Origin of the sequence: Methylorubrum pseudosasae (assembly GCF_029504475.1) — a bacterium.
Classification (GTDB): Bacteria; Pseudomonadota; Alphaproteobacteria; order Rhizobiales; family Beijerinckiaceae; genus Methylobacterium; species Methylobacterium extorquens.
The window spans coordinates 164,074-179,103 of sequence record NZ_JAQGDU010000002.1 but is presented as its reverse complement, the minus strand read 5'-3'; the positions used below and the strand labels follow the sequence as shown (position 1 = coordinate 179,103).

The 15,030-nt window shown below is 64.1% G+C and carries 16 protein-coding genes and 2 pseudogenes; 9 read left to right on the top strand and 9 right to left on the bottom strand.

Translation table 11 applies throughout. The features are described from left to right. The first annotated feature begins 521 nt into the window (after positions 1-521). Positions 522-809 carry a hypothetical protein gene (locus tag M2437_RS01740; protein WP_253389214.1) on the top strand — a complete coding sequence of 96 codons (288 nt, stop codon included), beginning with the start codon at positions 522-524 and terminating at the stop codon, positions 807-809. A gap of 955 nt (positions 810-1,764) precedes the next feature. After that, on the top strand, positions 1,765-2,343 hold the full coding sequence (locus M2437_RS01735; protein WP_253389213.1) for an AAA family ATPase: 579 nt from the start codon (positions 1,765-1,767) through the stop codon (positions 2,341-2,343). Between the two features lie 263 nt (positions 2,344-2,606). On the opposite strand, the gene M2437_RS01730 is transcribed toward M2437_RS01735, so the two are convergent. Next, entirely contained in the window at positions 2,607-3,620 is a 1,014-nt protein-coding gene (locus M2437_RS01730; RefSeq protein ID WP_101475451.1) for an IS110-like element ISMdi14B family transposase, read from the bottom strand. Positions 3,621-3,720: 100 nt separating this feature from the next. Here M2437_RS01730 and M2437_RS01725 point away from each other — a divergent pair, with 100 nt between their 5' ends. The 5 genes from M2437_RS01725 to M2437_RS01705 all read left to right on the top strand — a co-directional run bounded on the left by M2437_RS01725 (position 3,721) and on the right by M2437_RS01705 (position 5,778). Beyond that, positions 3,721-3,948: a hypothetical protein gene (locus tag M2437_RS01725; RefSeq protein WP_209688732.1), complete on the top strand. Its 228-nt coding sequence runs from the start codon at positions 3,721-3,723 to the stop codon at positions 3,946-3,948. Between the two features lie 2 nt (positions 3,949-3,950). Further along, positions 3,951-4,160 carry a hypothetical protein gene (locus M2437_RS01720; protein WP_209688673.1) on the top strand — a complete coding sequence of 70 codons (210 nt, stop codon included), beginning with the start codon at positions 3,951-3,953 and terminating at the stop codon, positions 4,158-4,160. Between the two features lie 4 nt (positions 4,161-4,164). Next, positions 4,165-4,356 carry a hypothetical protein gene (locus tag M2437_RS01715; protein WP_082289888.1) on the top strand — a complete coding sequence of 64 codons (192 nt, stop codon included), beginning with the start codon at positions 4,165-4,167 and terminating at the stop codon, positions 4,354-4,356. A 106-nt stretch (positions 4,357-4,462) separates the two neighbouring features. After that, on the top strand, positions 4,463-4,870 hold the full coding sequence (locus tag M2437_RS01710; protein WP_082289889.1) for a helix-turn-helix domain-containing protein: 408 nt from the start codon (positions 4,463-4,465) through the stop codon (positions 4,868-4,870). Positions 4,871-5,553: 683 nt separating this feature from the next. Continuing rightward, complete coding sequence (locus M2437_RS01705; protein WP_128089884.1) at positions 5,554-5,778, top strand: hypothetical protein; 225 nt, start codon at positions 5,554-5,556, stop codon at positions 5,776-5,778. 19 nt (positions 5,779-5,797) lie between these two features. Here M2437_RS01705 and M2437_RS01700 read toward each other — a convergent pair whose 3' ends face one another. The 8 genes and pseudogenes from M2437_RS01700 to M2437_RS01665 all read right to left on the bottom strand — a co-directional run. Further along, positions 5,798-6,055, bottom strand: coding sequence for a hypothetical protein (locus M2437_RS01700; protein ID WP_253389211.1), 258 nt, complete (start codon positions 6,053-6,055; stop codon positions 5,798-5,800). Beyond that, a complete protein-coding gene (locus tag M2437_RS01695) occupies positions 6,055-6,519 on the bottom strand; it encodes a Ros/MucR family transcriptional regulator (protein WP_261926200.1) in 465 nt (154 codons plus the stop codon). Before M2437_RS01695 ends, M2437_RS01700 begins: the two co-directional genes overlap by 1 nt. A 110-nt stretch (positions 6,520-6,629) precedes the next feature. Continuing rightward, positions 6,630-6,776: a hypothetical protein gene (locus M2437_RS01690; RefSeq protein WP_209688671.1), complete on the bottom strand. Its 147-nt coding sequence runs from the start codon at positions 6,774-6,776 to the stop codon at positions 6,630-6,632. A 1,216-nt stretch (positions 6,777-7,992) separates the two neighbouring features. Continuing rightward, positions 7,993-8,367 (bottom strand): hypothetical protein, encoded by a 375-nt coding sequence (locus M2437_RS01685; protein WP_253389210.1) that lies wholly within the window; start codon positions 8,365-8,367, stop codon positions 7,993-7,995. Then, positions 8,367-8,807 (bottom strand): hypothetical protein, encoded by a 441-nt coding sequence (locus tag M2437_RS01680; protein WP_499006401.1) that lies wholly within the window; start codon positions 8,805-8,807, stop codon positions 8,367-8,369. The genes M2437_RS01685 and M2437_RS01680 overlap by 1 nt, the downstream gene beginning before the upstream one ends. A 96-nt stretch (positions 8,808-8,903) precedes the next feature. Next, positions 8,904-9,629 carry a hypothetical protein gene (locus M2437_RS01675; protein ID WP_253389208.1) on the bottom strand — a complete coding sequence of 242 codons (726 nt, stop codon included), beginning with the start codon at positions 9,627-9,629 and terminating at the stop codon, positions 8,904-8,906. A 1,088-nt stretch (positions 9,630-10,717) separates the two neighbouring features. After that, positions 10,718-12,853 (bottom strand): ATP-binding protein, encoded by a 2,136-nt coding sequence (locus tag M2437_RS01670; protein WP_253389680.1) that lies wholly within the window; start codon positions 12,851-12,853, stop codon positions 10,718-10,720. A 268-nt stretch (positions 12,854-13,121) separates the two neighbouring features. Beyond that, positions 13,122-13,345: pseudogene (locus tag M2437_RS01665) on the bottom strand (ATP-binding protein); the annotation flags it as partial. Between the two features lie 185 nt (positions 13,346-13,530). Between M2437_RS01665 and M2437_RS01660 the strand changes: the two are divergent. Beyond that, positions 13,531-14,127 (top strand): TetR/AcrR family transcriptional regulator, encoded by a 597-nt coding sequence (locus tag M2437_RS01660; RefSeq protein WP_209688670.1) that lies wholly within the window; start codon positions 13,531-13,533, stop codon positions 14,125-14,127. Between the two features lie 3 nt (positions 14,128-14,130). Further along, positions 14,131-14,928: pseudogene (locus M2437_RS01655) on the top strand (ABC transporter transmembrane domain-containing protein). Positions 14,929-15,030 lie beyond the last annotated feature (102 nt).

The following is a 15,030-nucleotide window of genomic DNA, read 5'->3' as shown; positions in this document are numbered from 1 at the left end:
TCGTGAAAATGCGACCACACGAGATAGACGGTAAGCAGGACGACAGCAGCGCAGAAGAAGACCGAGCAGCGGGGCATTAACTGCGCTCCCGTCGCGACCCGAGCACCATGAAGGCCAGTGAGCCGCCGGCAATCAGCCCGAGGACGAACCCGGCACCAAAGTGGCTATCCTGTTGGTGGGTGCCCAGCCAGAGGCTTCCTACGACCAACGACACGATCAGCGTGAGAACAGCGGGGTCAACGAGACGGCGGTAACGGGACATAATAGGACGGTAGCCCGGGCGAGGCCATCCTCGAAGCGGTCCGATTAAGACGTTCGTGCGAGAGCCGCGGAGGAGGTGGAGCGGAGGGCATGTATCGAGAGAATCGCCGCCCGGAGTGTAGGGCCAAGGGAAAGAAATTGTCGGTCAGCTCGACGCCGGCGCATTTGGCTTCAACTTCGTCCGCTGTCGCCTTCGTCGCATGCCTGGATACGACATCACCTCTGCGGGTTGTTTGCGCACGTAACTTTTAGGATCAAATATGAAAACCGTTCTCACCGCCGCCTGCGGACTAGCGCTGGCGGTCGCAGGCTTTGCCTCTCTCCCCATCTCCGCGGGCGCGCAGACGCGATCCGGATCGGGAGCCATCGTTACGGACGATGGTAGCGTAACCGGCGGACGCGACCGAGGCGTCACGATTTCTCGGGGCGCCACGGGCGCGGACACCATCACCAACAACTCCGCGGCCGGCGGCAACGCCAATCAACCCGAACGAGCCGTGCCCCAGGGCAGTGGCGGCGGCGGCAGTGGGAGCGGCCCCGGCAACTAAGCTCTATCCCACCGAACATTTTCAGCCCCGCCCGGCTCAGCCGCGGTAGGGTTTTTCCGCTACTGCGCAGACCGGCCAGTTATATGGGATTGGCAGCGGGCGGGGGCGCTTCCGTTTGGAGGGGCGGACTATCTACCGACCGCCGCCCGTCTACCTCATGCCCGCCCTCCAGCGGGCTTCGATACCGGACTTGCCCCACCTCGGCGCGCCGCGGTGGGGTTTTTCATGCGCCTACCCATGCAGGGGCGCTACGCAGAATGTGAAGGGCCAAGCCTCCAAGAACGGTGCCAGCGCCGATGAGTACGAGGATATCGCCGAGTGACATAGGTTGTTTCATGGCCACTTTTTGCGGCTCAACGGACCTACAATCCATCGGAGAAAGGGGCTCTAACGCGGTTTTGATTTGGCGCAGGAGAATCGCCACTAAAGGGATGGCTCCGCCCGGTTCGGCCACGGCGGAGTTTTCCGTGCGCGACCCAGCCGGACGTTGACCCAGAGACCGAGCGCACGCGGCCTTACATCGGCGATTGGTGGCGGACGGGGTCGCTTCCGTTTGGAGGGGCTGCGCCGGGATGAGGCAACCCATCCTAACAATTAGTTGCACCAGGGCGGTGTTGCCAACTCAAGCTAGCGGCCGATTTGCGGCACATCCTCTTACGCGGGAATTGCATCGTTGGCCCAAGCATCTGACCCCGGTGGGGCCGGAAACGAAACGGACCCCCTCGTCGCCATCTTCAGGCTCTGCACTGAAGCCGCGCAAATCATTGATCCGGCCGAGACGCCTCACATCCACGAGGCGATGCAGGAGCTTTTGAAGGAGATCGGAATGGAGATGGGGCGGCGCTTGAACGCTCGCCTTCACTGATCGCAGCCCATCATCTGCCGCCTACGTCAGGCCCGTTCTCAAGCAGGTGTCTCCCGAGCCTCGCCTGGTTCAGCCGCGGTGGGGTCATTCGTGTTCGAGGCCGGGCAAGGCCTCGGAGGGGGAGGTGCGGGCGATGTCGTGAAGCGGGTAGGCACCGCCAACGGGAGGTTCTGGATTCTGGCGGTGGGGGACCCGCGCCAGTGCTCCTCCGTGGCGACCGGCCCGGTCATCGAGCTGCTTTGGGAGGCGCTGGGTAAGGAAGCGATCCCCGAGATCCTGACGACTGCTCGTCAGAGAGAGCAGGGCGAGCGTGAGACGACCGGCATGTTCCGGCAGGGGCGGGCGGTAGAAGCGCTGTTGCGCAAGCGACGCGACGGAACTGCGCGGCTCGTGCCCGGCTCGCCCGCAACGGTTGCGGAGGTGGTCGCCGACTTTTGGACCGAGCGACATGCCGAGCACGCCAACGATCCGACCTACAGCCTATCGGTGAGCGCTCCGCCCAACGCCGATGCGCTGATGCTGGCGAGTGCGATCCGCGGCCGGAAGAGGAAGGCGGGCGAACTCATCGGCCCGGATCATCTCGTCCAGGCGACTGACAACGTCGGACGCAAGTTCGGGGTCACCCTGGCTGTGGGCGACAGGGTTCGGCTGTTCGCACAGCTCGAGTGATGGGCTTCTTTCGACCGATTTTGTTCTCTAATGAGTCAATGGGCGGCAGCTCAATCCAGAGCGTTCGACGCTTTCGGGTGCCTGCGTTCTCTACGTGCTCGTGCGGCACTTGATGGGGTCAGCTGGGTGCAAAGCGGCTCGGTTGAAAGCGCAGTCGGCGCAAGGCCGCATGCTACAGAATCGGCGCCATCTTCTGCTCCCTCCCTCGGGCGTCGCTCCCGCTCGGGAGCTCGGTTCGGCCTCCTGTCCGGTGATGTCAGCCGCTACGCAGGTCGGAACTCGGTGCCCTGCCGCAGCATCGCGTGCATGATGATCGCTAGCCGGCGCGCGAGAGCGATGCGGGCCTTGCGCATCGTAGAGCGCTTCGCGATGGCCAGAGCCCAAGCCTTCAGCTTCAGGGGCTGCCTGCAGCGCGTCAGCATCACGTTGGCGGCTTCGTACAGCAGCGTTCTGACCCGCCGGTCGCCGCACTTCGAGATGCTACCGGTGTAGTCGACCTCGCCCGATTGGTAGCGTCGCGGAACAAGGCCAAGATACGGACCGACGTCGCGGGAGCGCCTGAAGCGCTCAGGATCATCGACGGCTGCCGTGAAAGCGAGCGCGGTGAGTTGACCGACGCCCGGGATCGTCATCAACCGCCGGCAGGCATCTGAGGCTCGGACCATCCGCTTGATATCTGCATCGATGGCGGCGACAGCTGCCAGCACGGCAGCTCGTGCTCCGATCAGGCCGCGCATGGCGGCGGACAGTCCAGCGATCCCCTCGCTCGAACGCAGAGCCTGCTCGATGAACGCAGGGCTGAGCGCCCGCGGTAGCCGCACCCCGAACACGACGGCAAGACCGCGGATCTGGTTCTCCAGCGTGACCCGCTGGCCGACCAGCTTCTTGCGCGCGATGATCAACGACCTCACGGCGTGTGCCGGCAGCGACTTCACGTGCACCGGCTTGAAGAAGCCTGTTCGTGCCAGATGAGCCAGACCGCGCGCATCGTTCCGGTCGGTCTTGTGCGTCGTAAGCGACTTCAAGGCTTGGTAAGCCTGCCGGCTCTCGACGCAGACGACCGGCACACCATGGTCGGCCAAGCCGTGGAACAGCATTGGAGCCATCCGGCCTGTCTCGAACACAACCCGACGGCAGGCAGGCGCCTTCGCGAGTTCCTGCGCGATGTCGGCAGGCGTAGAGGCCACCTTCGCCTGATGGGTAACTACTCCGTCGCGGTCGACCACGCAGACGTGCGTCTCCTCCATCGAGACATCTAGGCCAGCGAAATACTCCATAATCAGCCTCCTCTTCCGGCAGCGGAGCCGATCCTATCGACTTCCGCAGAAGAGCTGCCGCCCATTACCCGATGTTGAAAAACTCGGCTGTTGCAGCGGCATTTACGAGGTGATTCACTGCCGTTGTGAGGCGGGTGGCGATCGGCGGGTTTCGACGACGAGCAGCGCAGCGCTGAAGCGGGCCGAGGCGATGGCCGCGCGCATGCCGGGAACGGCCGCCTTGCAGATCGTGGCCGACGACGAGACCGGCGAACTCAAGAGCGCGACGATCCTTGGGCAGTTCGGCGAGGTGCCGGACGATTTCGCCGAGAGTTTGCAGGCGGCCTGACCATGCGCACCATCATCGAGATCGACAACGGCAACGCCGCAGCCATCAGCGGCGGCGGGAAGGATCTGGCCGACCTGCTGGTCCGCGCTGATGACCGGAAGCAATGCGTCTTGGATAAGCTGCGACCCTTCGGGATCCAGCGCATCGTAGAGCGTCACCCGACCGAACCGGCGAAGGTTGTCGTTGGCGAGCGCGAGATCGCGGTCCGGTAGGCCGATGAGCGAGACCACCGATCAATCCGCCGCGGAGCTGCGCGGCTTGCTCCGGTTCGCGCAGGGCCTCGGCCTGGACGAGGAGACCGTACGGGAGATCTACGAGGCCGTCGGACGTGAGGCCATGGCGACAGGCGCTAGCGATGACGACCGCATGGCCGAAGTTCGGAAGCAGATGCTCACGGCGGTCATCTGAGGGGCGCGATCAGACGCCGCAACGGAAAAGCTCTCGTATGAGTTGCTGACGGCGATCGGGTCGCAATCAAGTTGCCCCGCCGCGTCGCAACGCAGAGCATGAACCCATGGACGACCCAAGTGTATCGCCGAAGCGGGTAACCAAGGAGGACGTTATTGTCGGCCTGCGCATCCAGACCATGCGCAAGTCCAGGGGCCTCTCGCAAACTGCGCTCGGCGTCGCCATCGGCGTGACGTTCCAGCAGATCCAGAAATATGAGAACGGCACGAACCGCGTCGGCGCCGGCCGGCTGAGTGTCATCGCTCGGGTACTTGGGGTGCCGGTCTCCGTCTTTTTTGAGGAAGGGGATAACGCCGCCGCACAGGAGAAGACAGAAGCGTTCGGCTTTCTGCGTGTCCCGGGCGCCATCGATCTGCTGAACGCCTTCATCACGATTGAGGATGACCAGCTACGCCGCGAGGTTCTGGCCCTCGTTCGCAGCGCCTCTCGCATGGAGCAGGATCAGGGCGCCTGATCCAGTAGGGCTACGAGTTCACGGCCCCGGCGAACGTCGAGAGGACGGAGATCCCCTCAGCTCGGGTCACGAAGCCATGCGAGGTGAACCGATACGACCGCATGGCCGAGGTGCGGAAGCGGATGCTCACGGCGGCGAAGGGTGCCTGAAACTAAAAACACTGCTGCGGCTGAGCCGGGCGAGGAGGCGCCTGATTGAGAACGGGCTCGACGTAGGCGGTAGATGATGGGCTGCGATCAGTGAAGGCGAGCGTTCAAGCGCCGCCCCATCTCCATTCCGATCTCCTTCAAAAGCTCCTGCATCGCCTCGTGGATGTGAGGCGTCTCGGCCGGATCAATGATTTGCGCGGCTTCAGTGCAGAGCCTGAAGATGGCGACGAGGGGGTCCGTTTCGTTTCCGGCCCCACCGGGGTCAGATGCTTGGGCCAACGATGCAATTCCCGCGTAAGAGGATGTGCCGCAAATCGGCCGCTAGCTTGAGTTGGCAACACCGCCCTGGTGCAACTAATTGTTAGGATGGGTTGCCTCATCCCGGCGCAGCCCCTCCAAACGGAAGCGACCCCGTCCGCCACCAATCGCCGATGTAGGGCCGGGTGCGCTCGATCGCCGGGCCAATGTCTGGCCGGGTGGCGATGATGACGCCCAGGACGCGATTAAACCCCCGCGCGCCCTAGATGCGACGGGATGACCAAACAACTCGTCAAACGTCGTGTCATCATGGCTCTGCTGAGCGGCGTGTGCTGTGGGCTCATCGCCCTCGGCACTCTTTGGCTGCTGTGGCCGCAGCAGATTGCGCCAATCCCTCCCGTTGCCGTCGCGCTGGCAGGCGTTCTTGGATCGGCGGGCGGCGCGTTCGGCGCACTAATAGCGCTGAGCCAGACCAGATCGGAGCAAAGCCGGCAGGAGTGAAGTGCACTGGTGAGACACGTTACGGCGAGTCCTGCTCCACGCACGGCGACCGCATCACCTCCTCCGGCGTCTCTCGAGCGAACGTCGTCAGCAGTCCGATGGTGATCTCTGAGCGGGCGTGCGGCCGGTTACCCGGATCGGTAACTACCGGGCTGATGCGCGTGCTCGGCCAGATGAACAGGCAGGCATGTGCATCCTTCAGCCAGAGTTCGACGTCGGCGCAGGGCGACGGGACGGTGGAGCGCCGTGGGCCAAGTCCATCCGGCAATGCGAGCATCAGGCTCCGGATGTGGTTCCCACATCAGCCTTCGCCGGCCATTTCCGGCGCCGATGCGGCAGGCCGGAGGAACAGGCGATTCTCGACCGGCGCTCCGAATAGCTCGGCGCCACCATGGGATAGTCTGCCGGCAAGCCATAGCGGGCGCGGTAGCTGTCTGGATCTAGCCCATGCCGACGAAGGTGCCGCTTCAGCATCATGTACGGCGCGCCGTCGATAAACGAGATCAATCCCTTGGGCGAAATCGATCGCCGGATTTGTCTAGCCGTTGGCCCCTGAACCTTCGGCGCCGCATGAGATTCCGGTTTCGCCTTCAATCCAGCAAGCGCCGAGTATATTCCCTGAATAAGGCCAGGCAAATCTGCCGCATCTAACGTATGGTTTCGTACATAGGTCGAAGCAATCATGATCGTTAGATTGACAGGCTCAGCCGAAGCGATGGACGAATATGAGTTTCTAATCAAAGCTGCACTCCAGCTTTATTGTAATCGCTAAATATAACCTTAAATAAATAGGTCATACATTATCTATCCCCCAAACGGGGTAGGGTGTCCTCCGTCGAAAGGAAGCAGGCTCACTTCTCGAACAGCCAGATCGGCACGCAATCCGGCGGAGTGCCTGCGGGCCGGCGATCAACGACGATGGAGCCGCCGATGCGGTCGAGGTGGATTTCGCGCTCGCACAGGGCGATGCAGCGGCGCGGGTACCGGCGGCGGCTCATGAGGGGCCAAACCGTCAAGCGTGACGCTCTTCGGCGCCAGCCGGCCTTACGGCTTCCGCTCGATCTGGAAGTTCACCACGTTCTGCGCCCGCGTGATCGGCCAGTAGTGCCGTTGGAGCGGGTTGCAGGCGTATTTCGGGGCGGTAGACCGTAACGAAAAACCCCGCCGCGGCTGAGCCGGGCGGGGCAAGTCATTTTCTTCAAGCCCGCTGGTGATCAGCCATCAGGTTGGCCGATGCCCGCAGTCGGGTAGTTCTGCAGATATGACTCCGTATCGAGTCGTGCCTAAGCGTGTTTTCACTATCGGCAGCTGGGTATGAGTTGATAGAGGACTCCTATGTCTAGCTGAGCCAAGAGGCGCATTGCCATGAAAGCGATACCCCTTTCCGTAATTTTTCTGCTGGTTCCTGGATCGGTATTTGCTCAGGAAATTGTCGAGAAAGACATAACGTGGAATAAACCAGAAATATACCTTGGGCATAGAGAGTCTTGCTTGAAGTATGCAGCGAGCAAGAATGCAGCGATGATCTCCGCTGAGCTAATTGAAGACTTGGGCGCATCGGTCAAAGTAAGATGCCGGCTGACGCGGTGAGATCGCGGCGCTGTGAAATCGGGCTTGGCTGATGTGAGGCGTCACGATCATGGCGCAGCTAATGCGGCCCACGCTCCACGCACGGCGCCCGAACTACTTCCTCCGGCGTCTCCCGAGCGAACGTCGTCAGCGGCCCGATGGTGATCTCACGACGCGCATGCTGACGCCGGTCCGGCTCGATCACGACACGGAGTTCCGCCGTCGCAGCTGTCGTAATGCGGCAATCGGGAACAGCGGATGGGCGCCGGTGAATACGTCGAGTATCGCAGCAGCACATGAGTGCCACCATGGACCGCTTCCGCCTCATCGCCTTACTCGCGGTAATTCTGTTCGCTGTGACCGCGGTTGGGGCCCTAGTGATCCACATGACCATTGACACCAGCAGCACCAGCAGGGATACGGCCGGCATACCTGCCTCACCTCCCTGTGATCCCCCTGAAGGCCGCAAAAGCCCACCTCCGCCCGAGTGTCCTCAGGTAGCCCCGCCTACTGCGCGCACACCTTGAAATCGGCCCACGGCTCATCGGGGCCAGCAGCACCCGATGAAAAAGCAGGCGCAGGTGTCCTTGGCCGGCTTTCCGCTCGCGAGCATGCCGGTCAGGGTGATCGCGATGAAGCAGGGGCTCACGACCGATCCCGCTCGTGATGGGCCCGGTTCTCGATCGCCTGTTCGCGCTCGATCAGCCCCAGGATCTCGGTCTGCCGCTTCGTCTCCTCTCGGATGATGCGGAGGCATTCCGCCATCCGGCCGGTATCCTCGGTTTGGCGGCGGGCGAGGTCGCGCAGCTCGCGCATCAGGTCGACCGCCTCGCGCGGCCCCTGAAGGAAGGGCGCCGGCACATCGGCGATGCCGACAGGAGCCGGTGGCGGCAGGTGGTCGCGGTCACCTCGTGCTCGGGTGACCATCCAGCCGATCAGCATCATGGTGCAGCCGCCGACGAAGATCTGGAGAAACTGCTGGGTCGCGATCACGTCTTTGAGAAAGGTGAGCCAATCCATCAGCCCCGAACCTCCTCAAGTGCCGCCAGTGCCTTGCCGATCCGGCTCTTGCGCGACACGCTGTCCAGTACGGCGATGTAGACGGAAATGGCCTCGAACCCGGCCAGCGTGCCGAACACCGGGATGACGAAGCTCGGTGCGTGTGCCACATTGAAGGCATCATAGATTAAGGCCATGGCGAACTGGCCCATGATGAGGCAGCCGACACCCGCGCCGGCGGCCCGCGCATAGGCGCCTTTCGGCCCGACGCGGACGTTGTTGATGTAGCCATTCAGGAAGAGCGCCATCACCCGCACGCTCCCGGCGCAACCGAAAAGCAGCGCCATGTTGGCCTCGCTGAACCCCATCTCTGCGATCGGCTTCAGCGCGTTTCGCTCCATCGTGTCGCCCGGCATGGCGAGGGTGAAGGCGATCAGCACCATCATCGTCGCCAGCACCATTCGAACAGGCGATAGGTGCTGTACGGGCCGGCGGAGTGCATGGGCAGGAGCGGCCGGCGCGCTCCCCCGTTTGAGCCGGGCATGCGCCCCTCCTGCCTATCGCCGGGTCATCTCGTCCATGCGTCGCAGCTCGTCGGCGTCCGCCGTGCCGTCGGCCACCTGCTCCTGCGCCGGGACGAGCACAGCCGCCTCGCTGGCGTGGTCGTCCAGGTCGAGCTTGCGGAAGATCCGGGCCGCGATGCCGTCCGCGCCGCCGGCCGCCTTGATGACCGCAGGCGGGGCCGTGTCGATGACGTACTGCGTGCCCTTGGCGATCACCGGCACTGCCACGTTGACCGAGAGCGTCTTGCCCTTGGCCGCTCCGTTCACGGCGTCGAGGCCGAAGTCGACGGCCGCCTCGAGCATCATCTCGACCCGCCGCTGCGACAGGAACAGGGCCGCCCACGGGTAGACCTTGCGGATGGCCTGGATGATGTAGGCCGCGATGATCGGCAGGAGGATGGTGAGGATCGGCTCGCGCAGAGACACCGCCAGCGCGACGAGCCAATCGCCCCAGGGCAGGATCACGGCCTTGTCGCCGATGGTCCCGAGTTCGGCGGCGATTGACGCGCCGGTCATGGCGACGAAGACGCCGAACGCCGACACGGCCAAACCGAGCCGCGCCCGACGCATGGAGATAGCGGCATCGAACAGGGAGACGGTGCCGCCGACCAGAGAGATCGTTCCACCACTTCGGGATGGGCCTGGCACCAGTTCGAAGGCCAGGGCGGGAGACGCGACACAGGCGAGCGCCAGCGCCGCGAGCAGAAGCACACGGGTCATGGTGATGGTTCTGATGTGGAGATGCGCGGCGGGCCCGGCCGGCTCGGGCAATACTATCGAAGTACCTCTAAGGAGCAGCTTGAGCGCTCCAGGGGCAATCGGCACGAATGACCGCGCCTGCAGATGCTCGCCGCGTCATTGCAGGCGCAGACAGTGGGCTGGTGTTGAAGGGGCGCTCTGATGGGGCAACACCGGCCCACTGATCTTGGGCCTTGCTCAGGCGTGACCACCTTGGTGCCTGATCGAGGTAAGCCGCACGCTCGGCTTGAACGCCTGCTGGTCGCGTTCCATTAATTTCTGTCGTTGCGCCGTGGTCTCCTCCGACACCCGCGGTACACGGCCGGCGGGTCGGTGCCGCCCCCCCCTCTTCAGTACCGGCCCGCTGTTCTACGCCTCGCTAAGCCGAATCAGGGGCGTGACAGCCAGGCAAGGGCACGACCAGCGCGGGGGGATATTGCTCAACCAGATATTGCGGATTGCGCTTATGTGCCGAGTTGTCCGAGCGCATAAGTTGTTCCTGCTGCGCTGACCCTGTCTGGCCAGCAGTTGGCGGGCTGTCATTCCCCCGATCGGTGGTCCGCCATACTCACGCTTCGCTCACACCTGAGCGCGCCCCGGCGATCGTGCTGTTCGCCGTGCGCGAAATCCGCGACGGCGCGCTCACCGGCTGCCCAGGATACGATGGCGTCATGCACAAGCGGGAGGTTGAATCGCTATGTACAGAGCCCTGACGTAACCGGCACCATTCTAAGAACTTGAGAACATGTGCTCTGCTCGCTGAACGGGGTCGAACATGCTCCAGTGGCCCCGCAAGGGCTTCGAAGCTCATTGGAAGCAGAAGCGGGGGGAGTGAACTTTTGACCCCTTGCAGACCCTCAAGCCTGCCGGCCGAGACGTCCGCTTGGTAGGAAGAAGCGGACCTTTGAGCGGCGGTCACGACATCAGCATGTTGTGGCCCATTAATGCGGTCGATGCCGAGTGCCCGGGTGCGTTAAACAGAGCGATCTGCGACACTGAAATCAGTAGAGCTTCGATGCCTCCATGCGAGCGGAGGAAACCCGTAATTTCGCGTATGAAGCAGGAATCTCTCAGGCGCCGCTAACGAGTGTTGCCGGAGGGACCTTCAGCTTACGCCTTGTTGCCCACGAAAGCGCCTTGCTAATTTCTTCGGCTGAGTAGGGCTTCCGCACGAGCTCGAAGCCGTGGCCATCGTCCTGGGCTAGGACGTGGCTGTAGCCAGTGGTGAGGATCACCGGCAGCTCCGGATGGAGCTCCCGCAGCCGCTTGGCCAATTCGATTCCGCCCATACCGGGCATGACAACGTCCGAGAACACCGCATCAAATCGGAAGGGCACCGCCTCGATCTCAGCGAGTGCCGCCTCGCCCGATTGCGCGAGCACCGTGCCGTAGCCTAGGTCATGCAGGATCTGCGCGCAGAAACGACCGACTTCGACGTTATCCTCCACTACCAGGACGCACTTGTCGGCCATCTCAATGGCCGGCCCTTCCGGTTCCGGATCGCCCATCGTTCCGTTCCCCTCAGCGTCGGCCTGGGGGAGGTAGAGCGTGAACGTGGTGCCTCGCCCAACCACGCTCGTCACGTCGACGTCGCCCCCGGACTGCTTGGTGAAGCCGATGACCTGGCTTAGGCCGATCCCGGTGCCCTTGCCGACCTCCTTCGTGGTGAAAAAGGGTTCGAAGACTTGCGTGAGGTGCTCCCGCGCAATGCCAGAGCCGGTATCTGTAACCTCAACCGAGACGAAGGGCGTCGCCGAGCCTGCATGCCCGCGGATCGCCGGCATGGCTCGGCCGCAGGCTAGGCGGATCGTCAGTGCGCCCTCACCCTCCATTGCGTCACGTGCATTTACCGCGAGGTTGACCAGGGCCGTCTCAAACTGGCTCGCGTCCGCCCGTACGTAACAAGGGTCGCTAGGCAGGTGCGTAACGATGCGGACGCGCGCGCCGGTGAGGGAATCGAGCATCTCGGCAATCGCGCGGATACGTGCCCCAGCGTCGAATACCTCTGGCCTGAGCGCCTGTCGCCGCGCGAAGGCCAGCAGTTGCCCGGTCAGCTTCGCGGCCCGCGTCACCGTGTCTGAAACCGCATCCATGTAGCGGCGCCTGCGCTCCTCCGGCAGGTCGGGGCGGCGCAGGAACTCGACAGAAGAGCGGATAATGGTCAACAAATTATTGAAGTCATGCGCGCCCCCCCCGGTCAACTGGCCGATGGCCTCCATCTTCTGCGACTGCACCAGCGCGTCTTGGGCAGCCGTGAGTTCGCGCGTCCGCTCCGCAACGCGCCGTTCCAGGGCTTCGTTCATGTCCTGGAGGGTGTCACGCAGCTTCCGTTCAGTTGCCGCACGCCGGTCGATGCTGTGCGCCAGACGTATGGTCAGGCCGGCGAGCCAGAGCACCAGGAGGATGACTAGGACGGCCATCCCGGTCTCGGCCTCGATGTAGCCGGCGCGGAACCCCTGGAGCACCAGCCACCCAAGGATAAGGGGTGCGAGCACTACGGATGGGAGGAGGTGTCGCGTCAGGGTCGCGGCATCGCCACCCCCAAGCACCGCTGCTACCCATGGTCGGCTGGGTCGGCTGAGAATGATGCCGGCGGAGAGAATGCCCAGGGTGATGGCGGTAACGAGCGCCATTCGGGAGAAGGGGCCGCTCTGGTGGAGCACGCCTAGACCGTAGCCATAGCCGAGGAGGCCGACGGCGGCGACGACAAAGCCGAACACGGCTGCGAGCCCCCCGAGGCGTCGCAGCCATCTGTTTTCAAGGTCTTGGAGGAGGAGCCCCATGGCGGAGCCCAGGATACCGGCTGCCGAGGCGAGGGCCATGCCGCTGCTCGGCTTGAGCGGACCAAATAGCAGGCGCTGGGCCTGGTCATCCAGACGATAAGTGCCAGGCAGGAGGTGCTGAAATAGGCCTCCAATCCCGACGGCGGCGGCAAGGCCGGCAAGGCACTGTCCGAAGCTGCGCCAGCTACGCGACAAGGCGGTAAGAGTCGCCACAAGCAGCGACAGTCCAAGCAGGAGTACGCCAATGGCCGTGAGCACCACCATCGGGGGCTGGCCGGGAAGAATTCGGCGCAGGGCCGGCACGTCGAACCACCAGCCGGCGAGGACGGTCAGTGAGGCGCCGGTCCCGGCAAGGCCGGCCGCACGACCGATCCATCTGGCCCTGAAAACCGCCCTGGTCGATTTCGAGGAGGGTGCTCGAATGGGAAGAGAAACTTCGAGGTCGTCGTTCTGCGGCAAGCGAGCTTCCTCCCGCCATTCTGGTCCCGCAGATTCAGACCCGTTCCCATCGTTATCCATCGTCATCGAGTTTGTTGGCCTCCGGCCTCGTCGCGGCCATGCAGTCGATCCACGAAGGATCACTCTTCGGTGGTGGGTGAACGCGTCGTTTAGTCCGACGTTCGAACATGACCATCGCAGAGAACAAAGAAGCGCTCCGCATCTGCAAGCGCGGAACACAACGCCTCCTGGCTTATCGTCCGAGGATGCGTTTACGGCGCTGCCATCGGGCGACCTTGCGCAGCAGGCGCCAAAGTTGTTCGACAGAGTACGGCTTGTTCAGCAGCTCGAAGCCGTAGGTGCCATTCTGCGCGAGCACATGGCTGTAGCCCGAGGCGAGCCACACTGGCAGTCAGGATGGTTCTTGCGGATGCGGTCCGCCAGATCGATGCCGTTCATGCCCGACATGACGACGTCCAAGATGGCGGACCATCGACGAGCATGTCGTGGCTCATTAGCGACCGCTATACCAGGGTGATGCCTCGCCGTCGGCGAGCTTGCTGGACGCTGCGATGCCTAGCAGACGATGACCGCACTTGAAAGATACCGTCAGGTCGGCATCATAATGGCGAAGAGCGCCGCGGCGTCAGCGGGCAACGGCTATGGCGACCGCCTACCATCGCAAGAAGCAACCCGAGCTCGTCCGGCGCACCCTCCTCGATCGCGCCGCCAAGCTCGCCCTGGAGCAGGGTCTCGCCGCAGTCACCGTGCAGGCGGTCAGCCACGCCGCCGGCGTGACAAAGGGCGCGCTGTTCCACCATTTCGCGAGCAAGCAAGCCCTGGTCGAGGGCGTCGTCGCCGACCTCATCGCGCAGCTCGATGCGGATATCGACGCCGCCATGGCGAAGGATTCCGAGCCGTACGGGCGCTACACCCAGGCCTACGTCGACATAACCCTGCACGACCCGATGATGACCGAGGGCAGCCAGTGGGCCGCCCTGCATATCTCGATCCTCGCCGAGCCGGCCTTGCGGCGGATGGTGTCGGACTGGTTCGCCGAGCGCCTGCACCGCCATCGGGACACCGACGGGGACGCCGACCTGGAGTTCGTCCGGCTGGCCGCCGACGGCGCATGGATCGCCTACCTCGTGCGCGAGAAGCCGACCGATCCGGTCCCGGAGCTCGGCGCGCTCCGCGCGCGGCTCATCGCCATGACCCTTGCCGGACGACCCGGGCCTGCGGGCGACGACCGGGCCTGAACCATGGCACAGTCCCCTTCGACCGAACTCGCCGCGGTTCAAGCCCCGGACGAGCGCGACGCCGCCTATGACGAAATGGCGGCCAGGCACGTGTCCGCGGTCCGCGTCCTCGGCCTGTTTCGCCCCTACGCGGGCCGGATTACCCTCGTCTTCCTGCTCATCGCCCTGGCGTCGGCCGCCGGCTTGGCTGCCCCGCTCCTACTCCGGGAGATCATCGACGTCGCGCTCCCGCGAGGCGACATGCCGTTGCAGGCTGCCCTCGCGGCCAGCCTGATCGGCCTTACCGCCATCGGGGCGGCCATCGGCGTGCTGCAGGCCCTCTTCACTGCGAAGGTCGGGCAGGCGGTGATGCACGACCTGCGCGTAGCCGTGTACGCACACCTGCAGGCGCTCCCGCTCGGGTTCTTCGCCGCGACCCGGGCCGGGGACATCCAGTCCCGCATCGCGAGCGACATCGGCGCCCTCTAGGCGCTCGTCACGCATACGGCGGGCGAAGCAACGCGCAACACCAGCACAGTCGTGATGACGGCCGCCGCCATGCTGCTGCTGGAATGGCGGCTGGCGCTGTTCTCGTTCCTGGTCCTACCGCTCGCGACCTGGATCAGCGTCCGCGTCGGGCGGATGCGCGAGGAGACCACCTACGCGTTGCAGGGACGGATCGCCAAGATGGCCTCCGCCGTGCAGGAATCGCTCTCGGTCTCCGGGATCATCCTCGCCCACACGACGGGCCGTGACCTGACCGGCTGGCTTTGGATCGGGCTGATTGAGAGGATCAGCCTGGATCAGAGGAGTTGGGAATGAAGCGAGGACGGAGGCCGAGCGCGGAGCAGGTCGTGCTGATGCTGCGCCAGATCGAGGTACAGACGGCGCAAGGCAAGAGCATCGCCGTCGCGTGCAAGGAGG